The sequence below is a fragment of the Rhizobium sp. ARZ01 genome (genome assembly GCF_014851675.1).
GTDB lineage: Bacteria > Pseudomonadota > Alphaproteobacteria > Rhizobiales > Rhizobiaceae > Mycoplana.
Genome location: NZ_JACVAE010000001.1, coordinates 1,160,317 through 1,180,826, shown reverse-complemented (window position 1 = coordinate 1,180,826; position 20,510 = coordinate 1,160,317). Strand labels below are relative to the sequence as shown.

Here is a 20,510-nt window from a genome sequence, read left to right as displayed (position 1 = left end):
ACTACCCCACTTTCGCCCCGAACCATTTCATAAACAGAACCTCTGCGCCGCGCGGTCCCAGATAGGCAAGTGCTGCGACAAGCCCTGTTGAAACAGGCTGGCCAAACTGGAACCAGGACGCCAACCCCTCGCCGATCAAAGCCATGCCGACAGCGATCGGCAGCTCCCAGATCAGTTCGCGCCCGAGGAACTTCCGGCGTGCCTTCTTGACCTCCTGCGCATGCCACATGATGCGGCCGATAAATGCGCCAATCAGGGTGGTGAAGGCACCGCCGAACCATGCATCGAGCAGGCCGACGAGCGAGTTGTATTTGTCGGGCATGGATTGGCCTCTACTATTTCGCGCAACCGGCCATCTGCTGGCAGGTTCGGTTATGGGATGCGATCTGGCGAGCGAACGGAAGATCGTTGGCGACGATGTACGAACGCGTTGCAGCCGATGGCGTCAGCGTCTCGAATCCCGTCCCGGTCACGTCACTCGCAGTGGTCTTGCACCCACTCGCCACCGAGAGCGGTGCAAATGCCGCGAGCATCAAGAGCGTTGACTTCCGCATTGGTGCGGCTCCTCTGCTGAATGATTTCGATTGAGCGCTTCAGGGTGTCTGCCCGTTCAAGGTCCCCGCCCTCGTCTCTGGCGGCAGGAAGCCACAGCAGCACGTTCAGCGCCGTGAAGGTTGCAGCGGCTGCGGATGCGCCCAGAACAGCGCCAGCGGCCAACGTGAGGCGGGAGAACATCACTTGATCCCGAGCGCGTGGCGAACGGCTGGCATCGTCGCAATGGCGTAGAACGCAAAGGCGATAATCGAACCGAAGATGAGCATCTGAACGCGCCAATCGAGCGCGACGATGTTGAGCTTCTCAAGGATCATCGCGCCCATGCCGGTCCCGGAAAAGAACCAGGTCCAGAACCGTCCGGATTTTGCTACCGGCTTTGGCCGCGTTGCTGTTGGCGCCTGACGCTCCTCTACCGGCTCGCCTGCATCAACGGACATCCCCGCCGCCTTCACCCGATCAAGGATAGATTCCACCTTCTCAGGAGACACCAGCGCCTTGTTGAGTTTGTCCCCCATGTAGAAGGACGACCCGCGCGGCACATTACGATGAGCGCCCTTCGTGGACGCCAGCACCGGCAACGATGCCCACTCCTGCGCCAGGCGTTTGCCGAACTCGGTGCGGCTGATCTTCCCGGCCATGAAAAGGGCATAACCACGCCGCACCAGCAGTTTGTAGGCAAGACGATCCTGCAAATCGGCCGTGAAAAGGTCCGTGCCCTTGAGCGACAGATTCGCCTTGGCGAGATCAATCAGTGTGGCGCGCATGAACTGCGGAGCGCCGGCAGCACTCGACCCGAACTGCTTTGTCCAGCCCTTCTGCGCGTCGACGACTTCGCCATAGGTCATGGACGTGAGCGGCTTGGGCAACTTGCCCTGGTTGTGGCCGTAGATAACGTCGTAGCATTCCGGCGCCTTCATGCTCGTTTCGGTCTCGTAGACGAACGCGAGCAGAAGCGCCGCTCCCGGGGGAACGGTTCTATCCATTGGAATTTCCTTTGATCGTGTTTGTGGTCAGCCAGACGTGCGGGCGCGAACGCTCGCAGCGCGTCGAAGACCTAACACCGGCTCGTGGATACTGACCGCCTATCAGCCAGGAGTGGGGTTGACACTAGGCACCAGGTTACCCGCTATGTGGGATATCACTTCGGGCTACTGAGAGTTGAGATGGCGCGGATCGTAAAAGACGGCGAAATCGCCGGTTACTCGGACGACAAAGGCAACAGGATCATCGGCGTCCCGGCCTTCGCAGATAGGTTCGAAGTATCGTTTGCAGGCTCAAACAATGAACTGCATATAGGCCAACGAGCGAATCTGACAAACACCCGCATTCTCTTCGACAGCAGCAACAGCAAAGTTAGCATTGGCGATCACTCCATTTACCGCGGGGTTATCCGTGCAAGCCATGGCGGTTGCGTCCACATTGGAAAGCGCCTGGTCGTCACTCTCAATTGCTACATTTCGGCGTTTGAAGGCCAAACTGTCACGATCGGTGACGACTGCATGTTTGCGACGAACAATGAGATTCGGACGGACGATGCACACCCTATCTTTGACAGGCGAACTGGCGCGCGGCTCAACAAGAGCAAGTCGGTAACGATCGGAAACCACGTCTGGCTTGCCGCACAAACTGCCGTCTGGAAGGGGGCGGATATAGGCGACGGCTGCATGATCGGTCGTAATTCATTCGTGAATTCAGCAATCCCGCCGCACTGCTTGGCTGCCGGCACGCCGGCTTCGGTTATCCGCGAAGAAATAGTATGGGACAGGACCCACCTTGGGATGACTGCCCCTTATGCCTATGCTCACAGTTCAGAACTGCCGAAGCCTGTTTGGGGCGACGCTCCAAGCACCACAGCCGAAGAGCCGCCGCCAGTCGGCAAACCATCAAACGTACTTTTCGGCTGGATACGCCGCTACCGCACAGCGGCGGCAATGGCGGCGTTGATAGCGGCCTACTTACTTGCCGACGAGGTTATGGCGATCGCTGAAATTATGTATCCGTGACAATCGTTTTCACGGTTCCATCGCCAAATTTCACCTTTAAGTCTCCGTCTGCGGTATCAACATAGATAGCCGCAGCCCCTGCACGCGTAGCTGGAGCGGCCACACCGTCCGTCAGGTAAAGAGCGTCACCGAATACCCGCAGCGCGGTCGCGGACCACGTTCCCGATTTCGAAAGACTGTACCAGTGCTGGAAGCGGTTTGTCGTACTGATGAGCCGGCAGTGGATCGTGGTGTTATTCAGATTGAACAAATCCACCCTGAAATTCTCGCCAGCAATAGTCGGTAGGCCCGTCACCGGAGTGAGTGCATGGACCGCAGTAAAATAGGCCGCGTCCGGCAGCTGCATATCAAGCATCAGATCGAGGAGGGCATCCATAGTCGTGATCGTCGCATCCGAAACGGGATTGCGCATCGTGCCGTCTGCTGAACGAGGCCAAATTTGGCCGGAATACCTAGACAGCTTCGCAGGCTTATACGGGGTCGAAATATCGTCCCACCATTCGCCTGCGATGTCCATTTCCTTAAAAAGGAGCAGGCCCGTGGTGTTTGCGTCCGCACTGGCTGGCCGTTTGGTGATGAGAAGACTATACATCTCGCCATCCGGGCCAACCGCGAGCCCTTCGTTTTCGGTCCTTTCAATGGAATAGCCGAGAGCGGCGACCCTGGCTAGAAAGAGGTCTGCGCGGCACACGCCGTAACCGGTGACACTGCCGTCAGGGCTACATTCGATCACGCCATAATCCGCCGCCCTTTGCGGCCCGGAAGGCTCGCTCACGGGGATGTAGCTGCCGCCTACCGAAAAATACACCTTGCCGTCACGATAAGACACCCCCTGCGTTTTGGGTACGTAGGGGTAATTAGCGTTTCCCGAGGTTTGCCAGCCGACGACATTCTTTGCGACGAAAAAGCGGCTGATGAAGGCGAAGTTGGGATCGTACATATTCCAAGCGGTGCGCGACGCCTCGCTCCCCAAGTCTACAGTGAGCTGCTGGATAATCCAGCGATCCTCTGCCCTGCTGAACAATGAACCGCAGCCGCCGGTAATCTTCACCGTCCCCGCAGAGAGTGTCGATCCGTTCGCTGGAAGCGCCCCCAGATTGTATTCGACAAGGTTGGCGGACTCGGCGGCGTATAGCTTCAGTGTGTTGTCGGAGGCTTTCCCCGTAATGGCAATGCTCTCGCTTTGCGGAGATGGGCGGTAGAAATGCCTGAGATAATGAAAATTGCCGTCGAAAACGACAATAACCGTGTGGGTGGGAGACCCGGCATTGCTCGCATAGTTTATGTAAATGTTTCCGTCGCCGTCAAAATCGAACCCCTGCGGATAGATGTACGCCCCACCCGTAAATGCAAGCGCTGTAGAGTAATCAGCGAATACAAGCGGCCCATCTGCAACAGGAGTTCGACGCCAGACATCGCGACTGGTGCGGGCGACATTCCGCTCTAGCTTCCGCGCGGTTATGGCTTCATCTGCAACCCGCGCCTCCCCGACATCCTCGACCAGGACCCACCAGCCGCCGTTGACTGAATCGCTGTTGCCGTCAGATTCCCATCGATCGAGTGAGCGGAACTTGCTGGAGGCTGCCACTGCAGGCTCGCTGAGTGTGCGCTTATAAAGCATTCCGCCGACATTAATGGTGCCGATCGCCTTACGCACATTGGTAGCCTGTGCGTGCGCAACGGACTTGCGATCGAGTGTCCCGCCAAGATCGAAGACCTCGACGACTGTGCGCTTCTCATTGTCGTCGCCCGCATCGGCAACCGGCAGCTGCGTGGCGTCCGAAATGTCCGTTGCCGCCGCTGTAAGGCCATCAATCACCATTTCCGGCCCTTCCGGGCCTCGGATGTCGGCAGCGTCGGCAACGGCGTCAACAAGTCCGGTTGCGCCGACGTATTTGCCGGTCGCCGGCTTAGTGCCTTCACCGCCCTGCCAGTCCACGACACGTTGCACACGGCGGACACCGTCATCGACAACGCCAAAGACCGGTGCCCAGCCCTTGTCGCCCTTGATCAGGCCGTTGTCGGGCCAACCGGCGGCATTCTTCGGGCCGTATAGCTTCTTGGCTACGGTATCGATGAAGAAATCACCGATGCGTCCATCTGTGATCAGCGGCGCGCGAGCCTTGGCAAGCGTCGTGCGGCCGTCAACGCCCTTCTCGGGAGAGGCCAGATAGACAGGATTGGAAAGTGCTCGTGCCATGATCAGGGCTCCGGGAAGGTGATGCCAGGGGTGATGGAAAGCGTGTGCGGGCCGCTGCGAGAGCGGACCTGCGTCGTCTTGTTTTCGAACAGGATGTCGAAGGTGAACGGGCCGGGTTCGATGGCCTCGATCTCCGACCAGCCGACGTTGACCTCCAGTCGGCGGCCAGGCGCATCGGCAATGACCAATTTGCCGTTGTCCGCGTTCAGGTCGAGCAGCACCGAGGCATCCCCAGTCTTTTTCAGGTGGAGCCAGATGTCGTAGTCGTCCAGCCGCCAGCGATCGTTGACGGAACCGAACACGATCGTGTCGATCCAGTCTGTGCCGGCGGCAACCGTGAAGGTCGCCATGGTGATGTCCTTGGGTTAAGTTTCGTTTTCGAGGGTCTGGATGCGGTCCAGCGCGTCGTTCAGGCGTGCATTGAGGCCAGCAACCTCGCGATGCAGGAGTTCAACGTCAGGCGACCAGACCATTGCGTCGGTCGCGTCTACGACTTGGATCACTTCGACATGCGTGACGCCGGACCCAAACGTGCGAACGAACGGGCGGAAGTAGACCGCGCCTGCCGGAGACACGGCGTCGATATCCGAGGCATCGGCCGTCGCCAGTGTGAACATGTACTCGAGCCGCCCGTCCGAGACCGTGATGTCGAGCAGGTTGGCAAGCTCGGTTGTCCCTGCCCCAGTCTTGTCAGCCGTCAGCCAGCGCACACCAAGGCGCACGGCGTCGTTTGATGGGTCCTCTGTATCGACTGCTCGCTGCACGACGAAGCGGACGCGATAGACATGCCCCGGCTCGATGCGCCAAACATTGATCGGGGCGACGTTTCCAGCCCCATCGATCTTGGCAACTTTGCCAGAGGGCGAAGCAACGGCTACACTCTCCGCAAGAGGCGGCACCACCGCTGGTTCGCCGTCGATAGATGCGGAAAAGAAGCTGATCGCATCGCCGGGTCGCACTGACGCATCAACCGTCGCTAACGCTGCTCTGCTGGCTTTTGTGGCAATCTGCCCCTGGAGTTGTCCGTCGGCCAGTTGTCGTGCCAAAATCTCTGCATCCAGCGCTGTCTTTTCTGCCTTCCCATCGACCAGATTCGCCTCGTCGATCGCCTGATTGATCTTGTTGATGGAATTGACGTCGTTCACGCCGATGTGCGCAATCGCCATTGTTCAATCCTTATGTGACGGTGAATGAGCCGGTCGCGACAGGCGCCGCCTGAACGCCAGATCGGTTGATCGCAACGACCCAGCCATAGCGCGTCCCGGCCGAGATGCCGGTGACAACCTTGCTGTCGTTCAAATTTGGGGAACCGTACTCCGTCGTCGCCAGAGTGGCGGTCGAGAAGTTGTTGGCGGTGTTCCAGTAGATCTGCGCGCCAGCGTAATTGGCGCTGTTGGGTGATCGCCATCCGACGGTCACCTGCCCTGCTCCACCAGTCTTCGTGACGTTGGTCACAACACCTGGAGCAGTCGGGTCGGCAACTGCTGTGCGCAGCACATACGTCGTCCATTCCGAATACGTACCGCCGCCCCATGCTCGCAGGCGAAACTGGTAGGCTTTGCCGTCGTTGAGGGAGGCCGACCGAACGCTGTCATCGCCGTCTTCAGACATTACTGACCGGGGCGGTTCACTGAGATCGGTTAGCTGCCATTCCAGTTCGTAGTTTAGCTTGTCACTGGTATGCGCCCACGTGGCGTAGGCGTAAGGCACTTTCATTCCAGAAACCGTGTCCGTTTTGATCACGACGTCGAAGCTGGTTGGCATCGGGACGCCGCCGCTTTCCAGCGGAACGACGTCGTTGCCGGGAATACCCTCCTCCGTTGCGGCGTTGAAGGCATAGAGGTTAGCCGGAACGATAATGCCAGAAAACGAAATGGTCAGGTCACGCAGAGACAGGTTTGGCGTCTCGGTGATTTCGACGATGACGTTCGGCAGTTTCGGCGGGTGGTTAACCCGAACAAAGCGCCGGTATGGCACATTCTCGGCCGGCTCATAGTGCGCCACAATCGACACGCGCGGTGCGTTGGCTCGGGTAAAGGCGATCTTCTGTAGCCGCTGCACATGGTTGTGCGACTGGATCGCCTGGTTGTCGATCGTCTTCGTGCGCTCGGTGTCGTCGCCGTCGACGTAAGGGTCGCCATAAATCGCCGCGTCCGACTGGTTGTAATCGAGGTCAAGGCGGGTATAGCGGCCGCGCACGGCAAGCACGTTCGAGGTGTCGCGTGTATTTGCGTCCAGCGTGACACTGACGATGTCGTTGGCCGTGAGCGTGATGTCGGGAGCGACGTACTCGCCGGCATGAACGCCAACCAGCCCATCCGGCCGCTCGTAGACAACGAGCTCGGCCGCCTGGTCCATGATCCGACCAACGTCAACCGGGTCGTTGTTCGCACGAAACCAGAAACCGCCGTGATAGCGCTTTTCAGTGACTCCTGCGCGGTTGGTCACATTCTGATCGCATACGGTCGCCGCGTTCTGCCACTCAGGCAGGTACATGTCCGATTGAGCCAGCTTGCCGCCGACGGGATGCGTCAGGTGCCAAAACCGCATCAGCGCCAAGTTACGCGAGAACGCTGTACTGCCGCTGCGCGGGTCATAGAGGCGCGCGCCAGCAATGACAGAGGAAAGCTCTGGCATGTTGTTCGGGAACATCTTCATGAAGCTCTTTTGGCTGGTGCCGAGTACATTCATGAAGACCGATGCCAGGCCGTCGCCGCGGTGGCTGTTCGTCCAGATCGTCGGGAACGCCGAGACGACTTCGGAGTAGGCCGTTTCGGCGTTCAGCCCCTTGCGCTCCTTGATGACGACGTTGTTGTCGAAGTGTCCAGGAGCCGTGATGACACCATCGACGCCAAGCGTAATCTTCTCATCATGGAGGTAGTGCTGAATGTAGCCATCGATGCGATGCGCAGCCTGCACGATGATGTGGTAGGTGTCCCCTTCCTTCTCCTCGAGGAAGACATAATCCCCGCCCTTCTTCGTCCAGCCGAGAACATATGCGAGCGACGGAACGTTCTGCTTCAGATTGTACGAGCCATCTTCCGGCTTTGGCACGTCTGGCTTTTGGACGAGCAAGCGAGATGCAAAGGTGAGACCGCCAACCGCGAGTGCATAGGTGCCGAGATAAAGCGTATTGGCGGCAAAGACGGTGGTGCCCAGCGATGAGATCATCAGCGCCAGCGTTTCAAGTCCGGGCATTCAAATTCTCCAGATCGCCAGAGGCTGCGCCATCATCGGGCTAATGCGGTCGATGAAACGGACCTGCCAGCGTCTGCCATCAAAGATCGCGCCGAACTGCCGGTCGATACGTGTTGCCGAGCCGATCACGCCAACATCGCCGCACGCGGGGTGAGACACGCGCCGGCCACCAATGAGTGCCGCAGCTTCCCCCACCAGGGGAACGCAGCCGCCTGTTTCCGTGACGATGGCGCGCATATGCTCCTCGTCACGAACAACACCGCGCCACTTTTCGATTGGGTCTCGATGGCCAAGCCAGATCCCCCATGCCGCCGGAAACATCAGGCAATTGACGGTTGCCGCCGCCCACGACTTGTCGCCATAGGCACGGAAGAAGTCCGCGAGTGTCGTTTCCATTACCAGCGCGGCCAGCGGATTTTCTTATTGAGGTAGAGGACGATGCGCTCGGCAAACTTGTCCGCCGCCGCGCCCACGTTTAGGGCCGCCGACCGTGCTCGCTGATTCACGTCAGATAGGACGCCGCCGTTCTCCTGCTTCCGCAGCATAAAGCGGTTTGCCACTTCGACCGTAATCGTCGACCGGATTTGATCTTCGCTCGCCGTGTCGGAAAACATCAGGTTGTCGACGCGCCCAGTGAACTTGACCGCCGGGACACCGATGGGCTGGTCGAACTCGTCGCACTTCTGGATCATCAACCGGAAGCGCGAGCCCTTGATCGTTCCAGCTTGGTAGTCAGTCCAAATCGCGTTTGACGTGGCGACATCAATTCCGGAGATAACGAGCGATAGCGTGAACGCCTCGGCGTTGATCGCCATCTCAATGTCATTCAACGCGTCCTCGGTGAGGCTGCACGAGCGATAGATGTTCCCGTCCTGCGCGACGAACGGCCCGCCGGAGCCGTCATACCAGCGCAGTGTCTTGGATGGCAGATCAACCTGACAAAGGATGCGTAGCGACTTCAGGGCCATCAGGCACCCCCAGCCGCAAGCGCGTTCCAATAGTCGACAGCTTCGACGAAACTGACGCTGGCCATCGTCACCTTGCTCACTCTCGGAATGTCGATGTCCATCCCGTTATCATCCGCTAGGTGGCAAAGGCACGTCGGCTGCGTCACCTCAAGCGCCGCCCCGCTTGGGATCGGAGCTCGTATCGACGGCGTGATGGGAAGATCCCACACGTTGCCGACCGGAGCATCCCCGATTCCAGTTTCATACAGGGCGTGCTGGTAGGAGAAGCGGATTCCGTAGAGGTTCTCGCCACCCGTGATCACGCGGATCTTGATCGACGTCGCCCCGATCGCTGCTGAAGCATGCGCCACGATTGAGACGGGAGACTTCCGGTACGGGAGCAACTCCGGCTGAAGCGGCGGACCTTCCTGGAAGATAACACCGCTCGCGTCCGGCACGATGGCGTCACTCTCGAATTCCCCTGACGCATACGGTGCCATCAATGTCGATGGTGCCCGAACGGCAACAAGGCCCGCCTTGCCGGCCAGTGTAGAGCGGATGGCTGACCACCATTGCCACTGAGCGCGGTTCTTCACCCGCATTGGGATATTGGCGTAGTCGATCCGCCAGAAACCGAGGTCAGTCCTGATTGTCGGCTCGACGCCACCGAGCGATCGCCCACCCGATCGCGAGTAGGGCGTAAGGTTGACCGAAGGCTGCTGCGGAGACAGTAGGCAGTAGGGCCACGTCACGATTTGCGTCATGAGTTACGATAATCCCCGCCTGCCTTCATCACTTGGTGTCGCCCGACAGCGGCCGGCGCGGCTTTGGTGGCGCGTCCGACGGCCACGTTCACAATCGTCCCGCTCTGCGTCTGGATGCGCTGGTCGGCTATGGCCGCCATGCGGCCGCTGTCATCCTGCAGGTGAATGGTCACTTCATCACGGCTGCCACCGCCTGCCTTCGTGCCGCGGGGCAAGACAACCTCGCCGCGCTGCAGGATCGCCGGAACTTCACCCGGCTGCAGGCCGGCAACGCCGCCACTGTGGTAGCGCTTGGCGCCGGCAAATACGGATGGCGAGACTGCACGGCCGTGGCCGTAGCCGTCCGAGCCGGCAACGCCGCCCTTATGCAGGATGCCAGGGATAAGCATCCCGCCGAGCAGCCCGCCGCCCATGCCGCCAAGCCCGCCGAAGCCGGAAAAGATGTTCTGCAGCGAGATCTCGATGACCTTATCGAGAACTTTGTCCAGCGCGCCGCGCATGGCATCGGCTGCCGACGCGCCTTTGCGAAGGTCGTTGATGAACCCGCCGACGAGGCTTTGCCCGAACGACTGGAATTCCTTCGTTTGCTGGTTCAATTCCTTCTGCGCCGCAGCCGCTTCTCTCGCGGCAGCAGCAAGCCTCTTCTTCTCTTCCGCTGCCGCACGGTCCGCACCGCCTCGCCCGCCACCGCCAGTTTTCGGCAGGTTGAGTTGATAATGCGACTGCGTCTCGTCGGCGCGCATGTCGAGCCATTCGGCTTCGTTCAGGAACTGACCGCCACCGGAATAGATCGGTGAAAGCTGCCCGAGCGGCGTCTGGCCGATCTGTGACTGAAGGCTGTTGTAGTTCTTGACCAGCGTTCCGAGCGCCCGCACGGCATTGGCCGCTGCGGGGATAAGATGGGTCTGAATCGCTCCAGCCACACCGCTGATGACTTCCGCCCCTGTCGAGCCAAACCCGATCACCGCGGACGTCAGCGCCTCGAATGCGACTTTCGCGTCTTCGGCGCTGAGATAGACCGTGTTCAGGCGCTCGCTCGCCCCTGAGATGGCGTCCTCAAGACCGATGGATTCCTGAGCCGCCAACCGGAACTGCGTTGCGAGCTCGCGGATATTGGCCGGCGCCCCGGTGCTGTTCGCAATTTCTGCCATCTGGATGGAAAATTGCGAAAAGTCCGGCTGGTCCTGCTCGAGTAATCGCAGGGCTGCATCGAAGTCGGCGATGATCTTGGTCGCTCCGCCGAACTCATCGGCTGGGATGCTCAGGATATCGTTCTTGATCGCGTCGGCAGCAGCACGCGCGGCAGCCTGAAGCGACCCGAACTCGTCCTGGAGTTTGAGAAGCGATATCTGACGCGCCGCCTCCGTGTATTTCCGCGCCCCTTCCGCCGCGATGCCGTAAGCCTCATCGAAGGACTTGATGAGGTTTGCGTGCTCCTGCAGCAGCTTATCGGTGTTGGCGGTGTCTTCCTGAACCGTCGTGAAATACTGGACAGCATAGCCCGTCAGGCCGATGAGTGCGAAGGATGCCAGCGAGACAGGGCTGACCATCGACGCAAAAGCCCCGCCAAGCGCCTTGACCGCGCCAGTCAGGCCACCACCGGCAGCGCCAAGAGCCTGCGACACCTGGCTTCCCTGTTGGACCATGATCGTGAATGGAGACGTGCCAGAGGCAAGTCCCATCGCGATGTCGTTCAATTGAAATGACAGGTTTGAGACAGCCGCCGAAGACTGACGCATCGAGGCGGTCGCCTGCCGGCTTCCACGCTGAAAGCTGTTGGCAACGTTGTCGTTCGCTTTCTTGAAGTTGCCCTCGACGTACTTCGCCGCATCAGCAGACTGCTTTGCCACTGCCTGCATCTGCTTGGCAAAGCTGCGCTGGTTCGCCTCGATCGAGACGAGCAACCTGGCCTGATCGTCTGCAGTCGCCATTTAGAACCCCACGATGCCGAGTTCGGCCAGCTTGTCGTCATCCATTGGCGGCGGCGCCTTTTCCTCGGCGCTGTTCGCCTCTTTCCAGCCTTCGACACAGTGGGCGAACTCCCACGGCGTCATGTCGTCAATGTCGCGCGGCGTGAAGCCTAAGACAGCTCCGGCGCGGTAGTAGCTGGACCATCGGGTTCTTCCGTTTCGGAGCGGGTCAGGCGCTGGTTTGCCTCCCCCGCCTCCGGCTCCCCCGGCGCGTCCTCTCCCTCCCACATGATGAAGCGGCGGAGGATTTCGGCGGAGGTGATTGCCAACGCATAGGGGCTGTGTGTCGTCGATGCACGGTTGAGGACGGCCTTCGCCTCGCTCTCGATCATGCCTGCGCCCATCAGGCCGAGCCGGATCGGGCCAAGAACGTCGTCGATCTTCCATTGCTGGCCGATCAGCCGCATGAACACCACGGCGACACCCGCATCGCTCAACTGCTCAATGGAGCGCAGTTCGCCAATTCCGAGCCGGAAGTTATGCTCGCCCCCGGCCCATGCGATCGTTTCAGAGCCCCGCATCAGGGGGCCTTTGCCGTGCGTGTCGGCTCGCCGTCGAAGCGCAACTCGATCTCACGGGTGACGACCTTGCCCTCGCCCTGGATTTCGCCGCTGTCGTTGAGAGCCGTCATGTAGGCGAAGCCGGTCTCATATTCGGTATCCCCAGCTGCTGCCGCGACATGCGCGACACGGATCGATTTCCGCTGCTTGAGGTAAATCCAGTCCATCATCATCTCGTGGGACTGCCGTGCCCATTTCGCGGTGCCGCTGACCGTGACGACGAGGGCGCCAGTCTCCACCAGCATTTCCACGCCGGCCGATTCGTCATCGCAATCTTTCGGGACAGGGACCTCTTCAAGAGCGAGGGCGCGGTTCACCTGACGACCGGTGATCCCGCAAATCTTGGCATAGGTGCCGGGCGTGTCGGTCTCGACCTCGACAACGAACTCGTGAAAGCGCTGGAAGTTTGGCGCAGCCATTGTCTTCTCTCCATGTGGCAAGGGGCCGGAGATCGTCCAGCCAGGAAGGGCTTGCGCCCGGTTTCAAGTGGAAGGGCTACTTCGCCCGGGTGCGCCGCTGCTTGATCGCTTTGGCTTGCTCTCTGGTCGGAGACGGGACTTCCGTGGCCAACCCTTTCGAGACCGCATAGTCCACGACGTCACGCGGGCGCTCTTGAGGCTCCGGGCTTGGCTTAAAATTGAACGAGTAGACCGACCGAGGCCGGCGGAAGTTACCTTCCGTATGGACGATCATCCATGCCATCACGCCGGTTCCTCTATCACAGCCGTTACGGTGACGATGCCGTGCGAGGTCAGGCCATCTGGGTCACCGATCACCCGCGCGAAATCAGTCCTCATCTCGACAAGGCGATATACACCCATGTCGGCCTCGTAGCCGTGCAACGCGCGCCGGACGGCATCGGTGATCTGCTTCGCCTCGCCACGTCCCACGGCACGGCTCCATATGTCGATCTGCAGCGTGTGTTCTCCTGCGGTGATGCAATCAGCATCGTCAGACACGAAATCGTAGGGACCGAAGCCGACATGAGGGAACGTCGCCGTCACCTTCCCGTTTGTACCAGTCGGTATCCGGTCGTAGACCCGCCCGCCGATCAGCGACGACACCGAAGCATCCGCCTTGAGCGCGGCAAAGACCATCTTTTGCAGTTCGACTGCTACGCTCATGCCGGGAACTCCGCCTTGACCGCCTTTTTCATCTCGCGGGTGATACGTGACTTGATCCGCTTACGCAGCGACCGCCAGGACGGGAAGAAGAATGGATTGGCCGCCATATTGACCGTGCCGAATTCCTGCCAGCGGGCGTAATAGGCTTCCTTGTTGCCGGCGTAGATGACGATGCGCATTCCACGGCTATCATATGGGCTGCTGGCGATTATTGCGGACCCCTTCGGAGGCGCGCCCCACGACCAGCCGATGCTGGCGCGAAGGTCACCCTGATCGACAGGGACAAGCCGCTTCATCATCTCGACCAGTTCTTTGGCGCCGGTCTCCATAGCCTTCCGGGTCGCCGCCTCGACACGCTTCGGCAATGTCACCGTCAGCTTCTTGTTGAGCCGAGCGAGACCCTGCACCATCAGACGGCCACACCTCGCTCGATGAGCAGCGAGATCCACTGCCGACCGTTCTCGTGCGTCACGTCGCGGATATTAAACTCGTCGCCGGTTCGCGTGTCTCTCACGCGCCAGTCGGTTGTGATCTCCCGCGTCTGCGACGAGGCGCGCACGGTGATGATCTGTGTGTGCTTGCCCTGTAGGCGGCCAGCCATGATGCTTTCGCCGCCGCGCAGGTGACGATAAGCCGCCCGGCACTGGAACTGCTCCTGCCAATCACCCTGAGTGTTGCCCATGCCGTCGTCGATCGGGGGGCGTAGGTCGAAGGCGACACGCTGGAAGAGATCATTGGCCTCCATCACACGCTGATCCTGCGATAGGGCGCGATCAGCGCATCAAAGGCGCGCTGGTAGGAGTCTCGCGCCGCGGGCTCCATCGTCTCGTAGTTCATCTTAACGTGGAGCACGATCGCCAGCTTGAGCCCATCAGGCACAGTGCTCTTTTCCGGCACTACCGGCGACCCAGGCTGTTCCGGCGTCGTCGGATAGCCCGCCTCATAGGTGACGCTGACAGGACCCGCCACCGAAACGCCAGAGGCGAACTCCACGCGCGCCCTGCCCCCGGCGTCGGTGACAAGCGAATAGCTCGCCTGATCGACCGACCCGGCGTCCGACATGACGCTGACAATCCCAATCACTGGGCCGAGCGGTAGCGGCAGGCAGGAAGCGAACCGCTCAAAATCCTGCCGCCACGTCTGCTCGACCAGGCAGCGACCGAGAATGCCCGTCCAGCCGTCGAGATGGTCGACCGCAGCCGCGATCAGCGCCGTGATCAGGGCGTCATCATCGGAATGATCAACGCGCAGATGCTGCTTCGCCTCGGCGAGCGAGACGGGCGTGATCGCAGGCGCGACGGTGCGGACGGGTGCGAGCATGATCAGTCGGCAGCCTTATTCTTGGGCGAGGACTTCTCGGCCTTGTTTGCCGGTGCCCTGTTGGCCTTGTCACCTTCCACAAGAACGCCATTGGCAACGAGATGCGCGACGTCAGCCTTTGCCGCCTCGCGCCTGTCGCCTGGCATGTACATCTTGTCGCCAAGGTGCTGGCGAATGACTGAATAGGTTTTCATCGCTATCTCCTTCGGTTCATAGGGAGGGCGGCGCGAACCGCCCTCCTTGATGAGCCGAACTTGATCAGGTCACGCGGCCGAAATCGCCGTAGATGAACGCTTCCGGACGGTAGACCGCCAGGGCGAGCCGCTCTTCTGCCAGGATCGTCACAAGGTTCTTGGTGAAGTCGTCGTTCTCGTACCCGACGTCGATTTGAGCATCCCAGCGGTCGAAAACCTGGGCGCCGAGCTTGAAGGCACCGGTCAGGAACTTGTCGACCGAGACGGCCTGCGTGGTGACGACCGGCAGCCCCCAGAGCGTCGGCGTAACCGTGCCCTGCGGGTTGCCGATGATGTAGCGCCCGGTCGTGTCCTTCAGCGTCTCAACCCATGCCCAGTCGCTGGGATGCATGACGTGACCCGTTGCCGGATACTCCGCCAGTGCCGCCTGCAGCTGCGCCAGACGCATCATGTCGATGCTGGTCGGGCTGGAAAGCGTGATCGGCGCCGCATAGGCGGTGGCCTGCGGGATAAGCCCGAGCAGATTCTGGCCGGTGCCGTCGCCGTTCAGGAGTTGCGCCTCTTCGGCATAAGCCAGACCGTAGAGAAGGCGCTGGTCGATGATGGAACGGAGCTGTGAAATATCGCTCAGAACCTGCTTCGACGCCTTCATCCAGTGGGCGATGACCTTGGCCGACGTCGTCATGAGATCGAACTTCAGATCCGACGAAGGCTTTGCCGCGCCTTCAGCCACCGGAGCGGCATTGTTGGTGAAGCCGGTTTCCTTGACATACTCCAGCGTATTGCCGTCCATCTGGCCCTGAGACAGCAGATCGCGAACGGTCATGCGGCGCTGGGGAAGAGGAAGAATGCCCGGGAGACGGGTATTCTGGATCGCATCGCCAACGGAGCCGGCGGCATTGGTTGTCGCCGACGTCAGGGTCGCCTTGACCTGCAGGCTCCCGCCACGGTGGCTTTTCGAGAAGCCGGCGCCCTGGAACGACGTGAAGCCTTCCGATTCGACGTACTGCTCGCCGATGGACTTCACGGCATCCTTGCCGTCGCCCTTGGCACGGGCCATCTTCTGCTCGAGCTCGGCGACCTGCTCGGTCAGACCGTTCATCTTCAGAAGAGCCTCGTCGGCCTTCTCCTTGAGCGATGTAGACAGTTCCTCGCCAGATTTGGCCTTGCCGAGCGCATCCTCAGCGATGGACTTCACAGCATCAATCGCCTGGTCGAACTTGGCCTTGACCTGTGCAGCCAGTTGTTCGGGCGAAACACCTCCGCCACCAAGATCATCGGGCGGGGCAAAGAAGATGCGCGGACCGATCATCGACGAAGCCACACGGGCAACGCCGGCGGCTCCGATTGCAGCATACGGCGCCAGAGTGGCGAGGTCAGCCGGGTTGACGAGGCCGGCGGCGGCGTGAGCGCCGGTCGCCGTGAGCACGCCCACGACAGCCAGCATCGCCACGGCAAGCGTGGTGAAGAAATGACGTTTCATTGTGGTGTCCTTTCTGGACAGGGAGGAAGATCAGCCGCGCAGGAGGGCTTGGAGGAATGCGGCCGGTTCATTCGCCTTGCTGCCCTCGGACTCGCTCCGAATGGCCTTGGCATAGCCGTGCGAGGCGATCGCTACGGCCATGCTCTTCGGGACGCCTGCCTCGCGCAGGATGTCCTCGAAATCTTTGATGGGCATGGGGTCTCCATCGCGAAGGCGACAAGCAAACTCTTCCATGCGCTCCGATTTGACGCTCTCGATGCGGGCGCGGCGGTTTGCGGGGAACGAGACCGGCGAGATTTCCCTCAGGTCCAGTTCATCAAGATTTCGGACATTGCCGTCCGGCGTCACCTTCACCTCGCGATAACCGATGGAGAGGCCGCCGATCGCCTTGCCCTTCATCAGGGCGTGAACTTCGCGGGCCTTCTGAACTTCGAGGATAAGCCGGCCCTTGCCCCAGAGGCCCTTTGCGTCTTCGGCCAGGTCTTCCCATACGCCGATCGGCTCATCCGCGTTGTGTTGCCACAGCATCAGGACACTCGAACCCTCGCGCCGATGCTTCGCAAGCGAGCCCACGAACGCCCCCGGCATAACTTTTTCGCCGTAGCTGTCCACGTTGCCGAAGATTGAGCCGTAGCCTTCAAAGGTGCCGTCTTCCGACAGGCCTTTAACCTGCAGGGCGAAATCCTTGGTTTTCATGTGCGCTATTCCTCGTTCGGCGCCGGGAGTTGCTGTTGCTGGCCCGCCTGAGTGATCGGGACGTTCTGCATTTGCATGCGCGGGACGTCGCCACCCGCGACAGGAGGCATGTTTTCCAGCGCGCGGACCTCGTTGATCGTCATCCAGCCATTGTTCAGGCCCGACTGGTAGAAGCTCGCCCTTGCGCCACTGTCGCCCCGGAGAAGGCCCTCCAGGTTGAATTCGATGGTGATGCCAGCTGCGCGATCCAGCGGCGTCAGCAACTGCTTCTCCAGCGCCTGCTCAATGCGCTTCAACCTGCGGCGCAGAGTGAACTTCTGGAAGCCGAGCGTCTGTTGCTCGAGTCCGGTGCCCCAACTGGTCGACTTCTCCGTATGGCCGACCATGAACGGCGGAACCCCGAAGAACCGGCAGATTTCCTCGACGGAGAAGCCTCGCGATTCCAGCATCTGCGCGTCTTCCGGTGCGATCGTCAGTTGCTGCCACTTGGTCCCACCTTCGAGGATCAGCGGCCGCCCGGCATTCATCGCGCCGAGGAACTTCTCGGTCAGCTTTGCCTCGGCGAGCTTCCTGTGTTCTTCCGAGAGCCAGTTCTCGAACGTCAGAACACCGGAAGGGCGTAGCCCGTTCTTGAACATTCCCGCGGCAGATCGATCGACGGCGCGTGCAAGGCTGAAGGCATGGCGCGCGAAATGCAATGTCGACATGCCGCCAAGCGGGTTGCCGCCAAAGCCGCGGATATGAAGCACGGTTCGATCGGTCTCGACGTAGCTCTTGCCGTCCTCAGTCCATCGATATTCAATGTCGCCGCTGGTAAGACGCCGAACCGACATAAGGCTCGGCGCTACCGGATGAAGGCCAGAGACCTGCCCGGCGCTACGCTCGACCCGCGCATAGGCGTTGCCCCAGAGTTCGACCGAGGCGCTGACGAACTCCCAAAAATCGACGGCCGTCTGGTCGAAGTTCGGGCTGTCGTGCAGCACTCGATAGAGCTTGTGATCCTTCGCGACAGCCCTGCGCCCTTGCGCATCTGTCCGGTAGACCATCAGCGGAAGGCTGGCGATCGTTCCGGCGAGCAGGTTCACGCAAGCCCAGACCGCAGACAACGAAAGGGCCGTGCCATCGGTGACAATCTCGCCGGCATCGCCGCGCATGCTGTCGGGATACCAGCCGTCAGGCTCGCGCACCGTCAGGCGTCGAACGATGGCGCTCTTGATCCTATTGATAACCCTCACGGCGCACCTGTCAGGCTCTTGAAATAATCATCCATGCCGGCCGCCGTGGCTTCCGGGTTGAGGAACATCAGCATCGCCGCGTTGAACAGCGCCATCAGCGGGTCGATCTTCGACGCGCCGGCCGCCTGCTTTGTGACGATGTAGTTTGAGCCCTTCAGCTCGGTCTTGGCATTGCCGACCGCCCACGCCATCAGCGGCTGGCCACAGTGCTGTATGGTCCGGTCCTTCAGCTTGCGTGGCAGCGTCGTCACCGCCGACTGCAGCTTCCAGCCCTGCCCGACGGCCATGGTCAGGTCGCCGGCCATGCCAAGCTCGGCCAGTGCGTCGAGGAGACTGGCGACTCCGAAGGCGTCGAGGCCGATGCCGGCCTTTTCGGGCAGCTTTCCGGCCACGAACAGCCGCTCGCAGATGTCGGCGATTTCGGTGATGTCCTGGTCGACCTCGTCGCAGACGACCAGGTCGCCGTCGCGCTCGAAATCCCGAAGCCGCGGGGCGATTTCCTTGCGGCGCTCGAACACGTCCGGATGCGCCCAGGCCCTTCCCCACGCGAGCCACGTCCGCGTTTCACGCTGGCGCCCGATCACAGCCATCGCCATCAGGTCGTCGAGCCCGCCGCCGTCGATGCCGACGACGCAAACGTCGCAGTCGGTCATGATGCGATCAAGCGTCAGGTCGGTGCGCCCTGCCACTTCCCAATACGTCGCCCCGGCCCATCGATCGGCATGCAGGCCGAGGCCCACTTCCACGTTGAAGTGCTGCGAGGCGATCAGCGCCAGCTTCTCCGGCCCCTCGCGCTCCGCCGTGGCGACCTCGCCGGCGAGATAGTCTTCGTTGACCGACCGGTTCAGGTTCGGATTGACGAGACCCCAGGTCTCGCGCCGCTTCCAGCCGCCGTCGACGGCATCCTCCGCCGGCAGCTCGTAGAGCACGGCCAGCATTGGGAAGTCGAAAAGGCCGTCGCGAACGTCCCGCGCCTTCTGCAGCTCCGCCTTGAATACCCCGGCCGGCGGCGTCTTCGATTGGGTCGTGATCTGCAGCAGGAACCCGTCTGGCCGCGCCGCCAACGATCCGCGGATCTCGACGAAGATATCGGCCGCCTTGGCGATCGCGGCAAAGACGTGGGTCTCGTCGATCAGGATGTAGGTGGCCTTCGAGCCGGTGATGACGTCGGCCGCGGCAGCCTTCACCGCGATCACGGCGAGCGTGTTCTGATGCGTGATCTTCTTCAGGTGATCCTGAGGATGGAATAGCTTCGCCAGCTCGTCGTCGAGCCGGATGATGCCGACGGCCTGCTTGAACGAGATATCCGCGATCTGCTTCGTCGGTGCGATCAGCAGCAGTTCCGCTTCCGGCCTCTCGTTGAGGATCGCCGCGGTGACGATGATCGCAGCCGCGATGGAGGACTTGCCATTCTTCTTCGGCACCAGCAGGAAGAACTCGCGCAGTGCGCGGCGTTTCGTTTCCGGATCGTAGCTGCCAAAGACGACGCGGACGAAATCGAACACCCACTCGTCGCAAGCCTCGCCGTAGGTCGGGTTACCGATGATGTCGGGTACGCGCAGCCGCTTGAAGATGCGGAGCGCCTTTTCTGCGACGGCATCGTAGAGCGGCAGATCGGGGATGAGCGACCGCTTGCCGCGTATCCGTTCCTTCCAGTCGGGAACGGCCGTCGACCAGGTCGACGCCGGCATCCAGGCCGTATCCACTACTGCACGCTCCGATGCACGCCCGGCAGCAGGTCGCTACCCCACTCGCTATCTGCGCCGGCTGTTTTCGCGGCATGCTTCTGGGCCGCCTTCTTGCCAAGCTTCTCGGCGGCCTTCCCGGTGGTCGCCCGATCACGCTGCGCATCGCGCATGTTGCGATCGGCGTCCATCATGTCGGATCGCTCGATCATCTTCCCGAGCTCCTTCAGCGCCGCGACGTTGCCGGCGTTCGCGTGCTCCATCGCGATCTCGAAGCGCCGGGCATCCAAGCGGTCACGCATGGCGTAACGCTCTTTCAGCTCGGCTCTAAAATACCGCTTCACCGTCGCCGGAGAGACGCCGATCCCATTCGCCAGCCGCTCGATCGACCAGCCGAGCGCCAGCAACAGTTTGATTTTGTTGCGATCAGCCTCGGTCGGCTCATAAGGAGGCCGGCCACGCTTGCCTCTCCATGCCGGGACCGGATGCCCGAACAGGTCTAAAATCGTGTCCATCCGAAAAAAATCTCTGCGTGAGGGGGACGCGGGTCCGGGAGCGAGAGGGTCTCCAGACTTT

General features: G+C 61.1%; 25 protein-coding genes. 1 reads left to right on the top strand and 24 read right to left on the bottom strand.

From position 1 onward, the window contains the following. Nucleotide 1 precedes the first annotated feature (1 nt). The 3 genes from IB238_RS05710 to IB238_RS05700 all read right to left on the bottom strand — a co-directional run bounded on the left by IB238_RS05710 (nucleotide 2) and on the right by IB238_RS05700 (nucleotide 1,538). Nucleotides 2–322: a phage holin family protein gene (locus IB238_RS05710; RefSeq protein ID WP_192244353.1), complete on the bottom strand. Its 321-nt coding sequence runs from the start codon at nucleotides 320–322 to the stop codon at nucleotides 2–4. A gap of 152 nt (nucleotides 323–474) precedes the next feature. Beyond that, nucleotides 475–735 carry a hypothetical protein gene (locus tag IB238_RS05705; protein WP_192244351.1) on the bottom strand — a complete coding sequence of 87 codons (261 nt, stop codon included), beginning with the start codon at nucleotides 733–735 and terminating at the stop codon, nucleotides 475–477. Continuing rightward, nucleotides 735–1,538, bottom strand: a complete 804-nt coding sequence (locus IB238_RS05700; protein ID WP_192244349.1) for a hypothetical protein — start codon at nucleotides 1,536–1,538, stop codon at nucleotides 735–737. The genes IB238_RS05705 and IB238_RS05700 overlap by 1 nt, the downstream gene beginning before the upstream one ends. 180 nt (nucleotides 1,539–1,718) lie before the next feature. On the opposite strand from IB238_RS05700, the gene IB238_RS05695 reads away from it, so the two are divergent. After that, the gene (locus IB238_RS05695) at nucleotides 1,719–2,558 is read left to right on the top strand and encodes an acyltransferase (RefSeq protein ID WP_192244347.1); all 840 of its coding nucleotides are present in this window, start codon (nucleotides 1,719–1,721) and stop codon (nucleotides 2,556–2,558) included. On the opposite strand, the gene IB238_RS05690 is transcribed toward IB238_RS05695, so the two are convergent. The 21 genes from IB238_RS05690 to IB238_RS05595 all read right to left on the bottom strand — a co-directional run bounded on the left by IB238_RS05690 (nucleotide 2,545) and on the right by IB238_RS05595 (nucleotide 20,449). Continuing rightward, nucleotides 2,545–4,758, bottom strand: coding sequence for a hypothetical protein (locus IB238_RS05690; RefSeq protein WP_192244345.1), 2,214 nt, complete (start codon nucleotides 4,756–4,758; stop codon nucleotides 2,545–2,547). The genes IB238_RS05695 and IB238_RS05690 overlap by 14 nt on opposite strands. Nucleotides 4,759–4,760: 2 nt before the next feature. Next, nucleotides 4,761–5,108, bottom strand: a complete 348-nt coding sequence (locus IB238_RS05685) for a hypothetical protein (RefSeq protein ID WP_192244344.1) — start codon at nucleotides 5,106–5,108, stop codon at nucleotides 4,761–4,763. A gap of 15 nt (nucleotides 5,109–5,123) precedes the next feature. Continuing rightward, nucleotides 5,124–5,924: a hypothetical protein gene (locus IB238_RS05680; RefSeq protein WP_192244342.1), complete on the bottom strand. Its 801-nt coding sequence runs from the start codon at nucleotides 5,922–5,924 to the stop codon at nucleotides 5,124–5,126. Nucleotides 5,925–5,934: 10 nt separating this feature from the next. Continuing rightward, nucleotides 5,935–7,956, bottom strand: a complete 2,022-nt coding sequence (locus IB238_RS05675; protein ID WP_192244340.1) for a hypothetical protein — start codon at nucleotides 7,954–7,956, stop codon at nucleotides 5,935–5,937. Beyond that, nucleotides 7,957–8,352, bottom strand: coding sequence for a hypothetical protein (locus IB238_RS05670; protein WP_192244338.1), 396 nt, complete (start codon nucleotides 8,350–8,352; stop codon nucleotides 7,957–7,959). Further along, on the bottom strand, nucleotides 8,352–8,924 hold the full coding sequence (locus IB238_RS05665; protein ID WP_192244336.1) for a hypothetical protein: 573 nt from the start codon (nucleotides 8,922–8,924) through the stop codon (nucleotides 8,352–8,354). Before IB238_RS05665 ends, IB238_RS05670 begins: the two co-directional genes overlap by 1 nt. Then, nucleotides 8,924–9,667, bottom strand: coding sequence for a hypothetical protein (locus IB238_RS05660; protein WP_192244334.1), 744 nt, complete (start codon nucleotides 9,665–9,667; stop codon nucleotides 8,924–8,926). Before IB238_RS05660 ends, IB238_RS05665 begins: the two co-directional genes overlap by 1 nt. After that, nucleotides 9,664–11,598, bottom strand: coding sequence for a phage tail length tape measure family protein (locus tag IB238_RS05655; protein WP_192244333.1), 1,935 nt, complete (start codon nucleotides 11,596–11,598; stop codon nucleotides 9,664–9,666). Before IB238_RS05655 ends, IB238_RS05660 begins: the two co-directional genes overlap by 4 nt. Further along, a complete protein-coding gene (locus IB238_RS24915; protein ID WP_281414431.1) occupies nucleotides 11,599–11,721 on the bottom strand; it encodes a hypothetical protein in 123 nt (40 codons plus the stop codon). A gap of 26 nt (nucleotides 11,722–11,747) precedes the next feature. After that, a complete protein-coding gene (locus IB238_RS05650; protein ID WP_192244331.1) occupies nucleotides 11,748–12,158 on the bottom strand; it encodes a gene transfer agent family protein in 411 nt (136 codons plus the stop codon). Next, nucleotides 12,158–12,616, bottom strand: coding sequence for a phage tail tube protein (locus IB238_RS05645; protein WP_192244329.1), 459 nt, complete (start codon nucleotides 12,614–12,616; stop codon nucleotides 12,158–12,160). Before IB238_RS05645 ends, IB238_RS05650 begins: the two co-directional genes overlap by 1 nt. A gap of 282 nt (nucleotides 12,617–12,898) precedes the next feature. Continuing rightward, entirely contained in the window at nucleotides 12,899–13,321 is a 423-nt protein-coding gene (locus IB238_RS05640; protein ID WP_192244327.1) for a DUF3168 domain-containing protein, read from the bottom strand. Next, nucleotides 13,318–13,731 carry an HK97-gp10 family putative phage morphogenesis protein gene (locus IB238_RS05635; protein ID WP_192244325.1) on the bottom strand — a complete coding sequence of 138 codons (414 nt, stop codon included), beginning with the start codon at nucleotides 13,729–13,731 and terminating at the stop codon, nucleotides 13,318–13,320. The genes IB238_RS05640 and IB238_RS05635 overlap by 4 nt, the downstream gene beginning before the upstream one ends. Then, complete coding sequence (locus IB238_RS05630) at nucleotides 13,731–14,066, bottom strand: phage head closure protein (RefSeq protein ID WP_192244323.1); 336 nt, start codon at nucleotides 14,064–14,066, stop codon at nucleotides 13,731–13,733. The genes IB238_RS05635 and IB238_RS05630 overlap by 1 nt, the downstream gene beginning before the upstream one ends. Beyond that, complete coding sequence (locus tag IB238_RS05625) at nucleotides 14,066–14,641, bottom strand: head-tail connector protein (protein ID WP_192244321.1); 576 nt, start codon at nucleotides 14,639–14,641, stop codon at nucleotides 14,066–14,068. Before IB238_RS05625 ends, IB238_RS05630 begins: the two co-directional genes overlap by 1 nt. A gap of 2 nt (nucleotides 14,642–14,643) precedes the next feature. Further along, nucleotides 14,644–14,835: a hypothetical protein gene (locus IB238_RS05620; RefSeq protein ID WP_192244319.1), complete on the bottom strand. Its 192-nt coding sequence runs from the start codon at nucleotides 14,833–14,835 to the stop codon at nucleotides 14,644–14,646. Between the two features lie 64 nt (nucleotides 14,836–14,899). Beyond that, nucleotides 14,900–16,147, bottom strand: a complete 1,248-nt coding sequence (locus tag IB238_RS05615) for a phage major capsid protein (protein WP_192247383.1) — start codon at nucleotides 16,145–16,147, stop codon at nucleotides 14,900–14,902. Nucleotides 16,148–16,348: 201 nt separating this feature from the next. Continuing rightward, on the bottom strand, nucleotides 16,349–17,014 hold the full coding sequence (locus tag IB238_RS05610; protein WP_192244317.1) for an HK97 family phage prohead protease: 666 nt from the start codon (nucleotides 17,012–17,014) through the stop codon (nucleotides 16,349–16,351). Nucleotides 17,015–17,019: 5 nt separating this feature from the next. Continuing rightward, nucleotides 17,020–18,249: a phage portal protein gene (locus IB238_RS05605; protein WP_348648200.1), complete on the bottom strand. Its 1,230-nt coding sequence runs from the start codon at nucleotides 18,247–18,249 to the stop codon at nucleotides 17,020–17,022. Beyond that, nucleotides 18,246–19,955 (bottom strand): terminase large subunit, encoded by a 1,710-nt coding sequence (locus IB238_RS05600; RefSeq protein WP_348648199.1) that lies wholly within the window; start codon nucleotides 19,953–19,955, stop codon nucleotides 18,246–18,248. The genes IB238_RS05605 and IB238_RS05600 overlap by 4 nt, the downstream gene beginning before the upstream one ends. Further along, nucleotides 19,955–20,449 carry an AraC family transcriptional regulator gene (locus tag IB238_RS05595; RefSeq protein ID WP_192244315.1) on the bottom strand — a complete coding sequence of 165 codons (495 nt, stop codon included), beginning with the start codon at nucleotides 20,447–20,449 and terminating at the stop codon, nucleotides 19,955–19,957. Before IB238_RS05595 ends, IB238_RS05600 begins: the two co-directional genes overlap by 1 nt. Nucleotides 20,450–20,510 lie beyond the last annotated feature (61 nt).

Excerpts from the sequence above, each read along its gene's own strand:
- IB238_RS05665 (WP_192244336.1), bottom strand. The coding sequence starts at position 8,924 with ATGGCCCTGAAGTCGCTACGCATCCTTTGTCAGGTTGATCTGCCATCC.
- IB238_RS05685 (WP_192244344.1), bottom strand. The coding sequence starts at position 5,108 with ATGGCGACCTTCACGGTTGCCGCCGGCACAGACTGGATCGACACGATC.
- IB238_RS05635 (WP_192244325.1), bottom strand. The coding sequence starts at position 13,731 with ATGGTGCAGGGTCTCGCTCGGCTCAACAAGAAGCTGACGGTGACATTG.
- IB238_RS05700 (WP_192244349.1), bottom strand. The coding sequence starts at position 1,538 with ATGGATAGAACCGTTCCCCCGGGAGCGGCGCTTCTGCTCGCGTTCGTC.
- IB238_RS05595 (WP_192244315.1), bottom strand. The coding sequence starts at position 20,449 with ATGGACACGATTTTAGACCTGTTCGGGCATCCGGTCCCGGCATGGAGA.
- IB238_RS05615 (WP_192247383.1), bottom strand. The coding sequence starts at position 16,147 with ATGATCGGTCCGCGCATCTTCTTTGCCCCGCCCGATGATCTTGGTGGC.
- IB238_RS05630 (WP_192244323.1), bottom strand. The coding sequence starts at position 14,066 with ATGGAGGCCAATGATCTCTTCCAGCGTGTCGCCTTCGACCTACGCCCC.
- IB238_RS05690 (WP_192244345.1), bottom strand. The coding sequence starts at position 4,758 with ATGGCACGAGCACTTTCCAATCCTGTCTATCTGGCCTCTCCCGAGAAG.
- IB238_RS05660 (WP_192244334.1), bottom strand. The coding sequence starts at position 9,667 with ATGACGCAAATCGTGACGTGGCCCTACTGCCTACTGTCTCCGCAGCAG.
- IB238_RS05610 (WP_192244317.1), bottom strand. The coding sequence starts at position 17,014 with ATGAAAACCAAGGATTTCGCCCTGCAGGTTAAAGGCCTGTCGGAAGAC.
- IB238_RS05650 (WP_192244331.1), bottom strand. The coding sequence starts at position 12,158 with ATGCGGGGCTCTGAAACGATCGCATGGGCCGGGGGCGAGCATAACTTC.
- IB238_RS05645 (WP_192244329.1), bottom strand. The coding sequence starts at position 12,616 with ATGGCTGCGCCAAACTTCCAGCGCTTTCACGAGTTCGTTGTCGAGGTC.
- IB238_RS05655 (WP_192244333.1), bottom strand. The coding sequence starts at position 11,598 with ATGGCGACTGCAGACGATCAGGCCAGGTTGCTCGTCTCGATCGAGGCG.
- IB238_RS05670 (WP_192244338.1), bottom strand. The coding sequence starts at position 8,352 with ATGGAAACGACACTCGCGGACTTCTTCCGTGCCTATGGCGACAAGTCG.
- IB238_RS05640 (WP_192244327.1), bottom strand. The coding sequence starts at position 13,321 with ATGAGCGTAGCAGTCGAACTGCAAAAGATGGTCTTTGCCGCGCTCAAG.
- IB238_RS05680 (WP_192244342.1), bottom strand. The coding sequence starts at position 5,924 with ATGGCGATTGCGCACATCGGCGTGAACGACGTCAATTCCATCAACAAG.
- IB238_RS05705 (WP_192244351.1), bottom strand. The coding sequence starts at position 735 with ATGTTCTCCCGCCTCACGTTGGCCGCTGGCGCTGTTCTGGGCGCATCC.
- IB238_RS05625 (WP_192244321.1), bottom strand. The coding sequence starts at position 14,641 with ATGCTCGCACCCGTCCGCACCGTCGCGCCTGCGATCACGCCCGTCTCG.
- IB238_RS05620 (WP_192244319.1), bottom strand. The coding sequence starts at position 14,835 with ATGAAAACCTATTCAGTCATTCGCCAGCACCTTGGCGACAAGATGTAC.
- IB238_RS05695 (WP_192244347.1), top strand. The coding sequence starts at position 1,719 with ATGGCGCGGATCGTAAAAGACGGCGAAATCGCCGGTTACTCGGACGAC.
- IB238_RS05675 (WP_192244340.1), bottom strand. The coding sequence starts at position 7,956 with ATGCCCGGACTTGAAACGCTGGCGCTGATGATCTCATCGCTGGGCACC.
- IB238_RS05710 (WP_192244353.1), bottom strand. The coding sequence starts at position 322 with ATGCCCGACAAATACAACTCGCTCGTCGGCCTGCTCGATGCATGGTTC.
- IB238_RS24915 (WP_281414431.1), bottom strand. The coding sequence starts at position 11,721 with ATGACGCCGTGGGAGTTCGCCCACTGTGTCGAAGGCTGGAAAGAGGCG.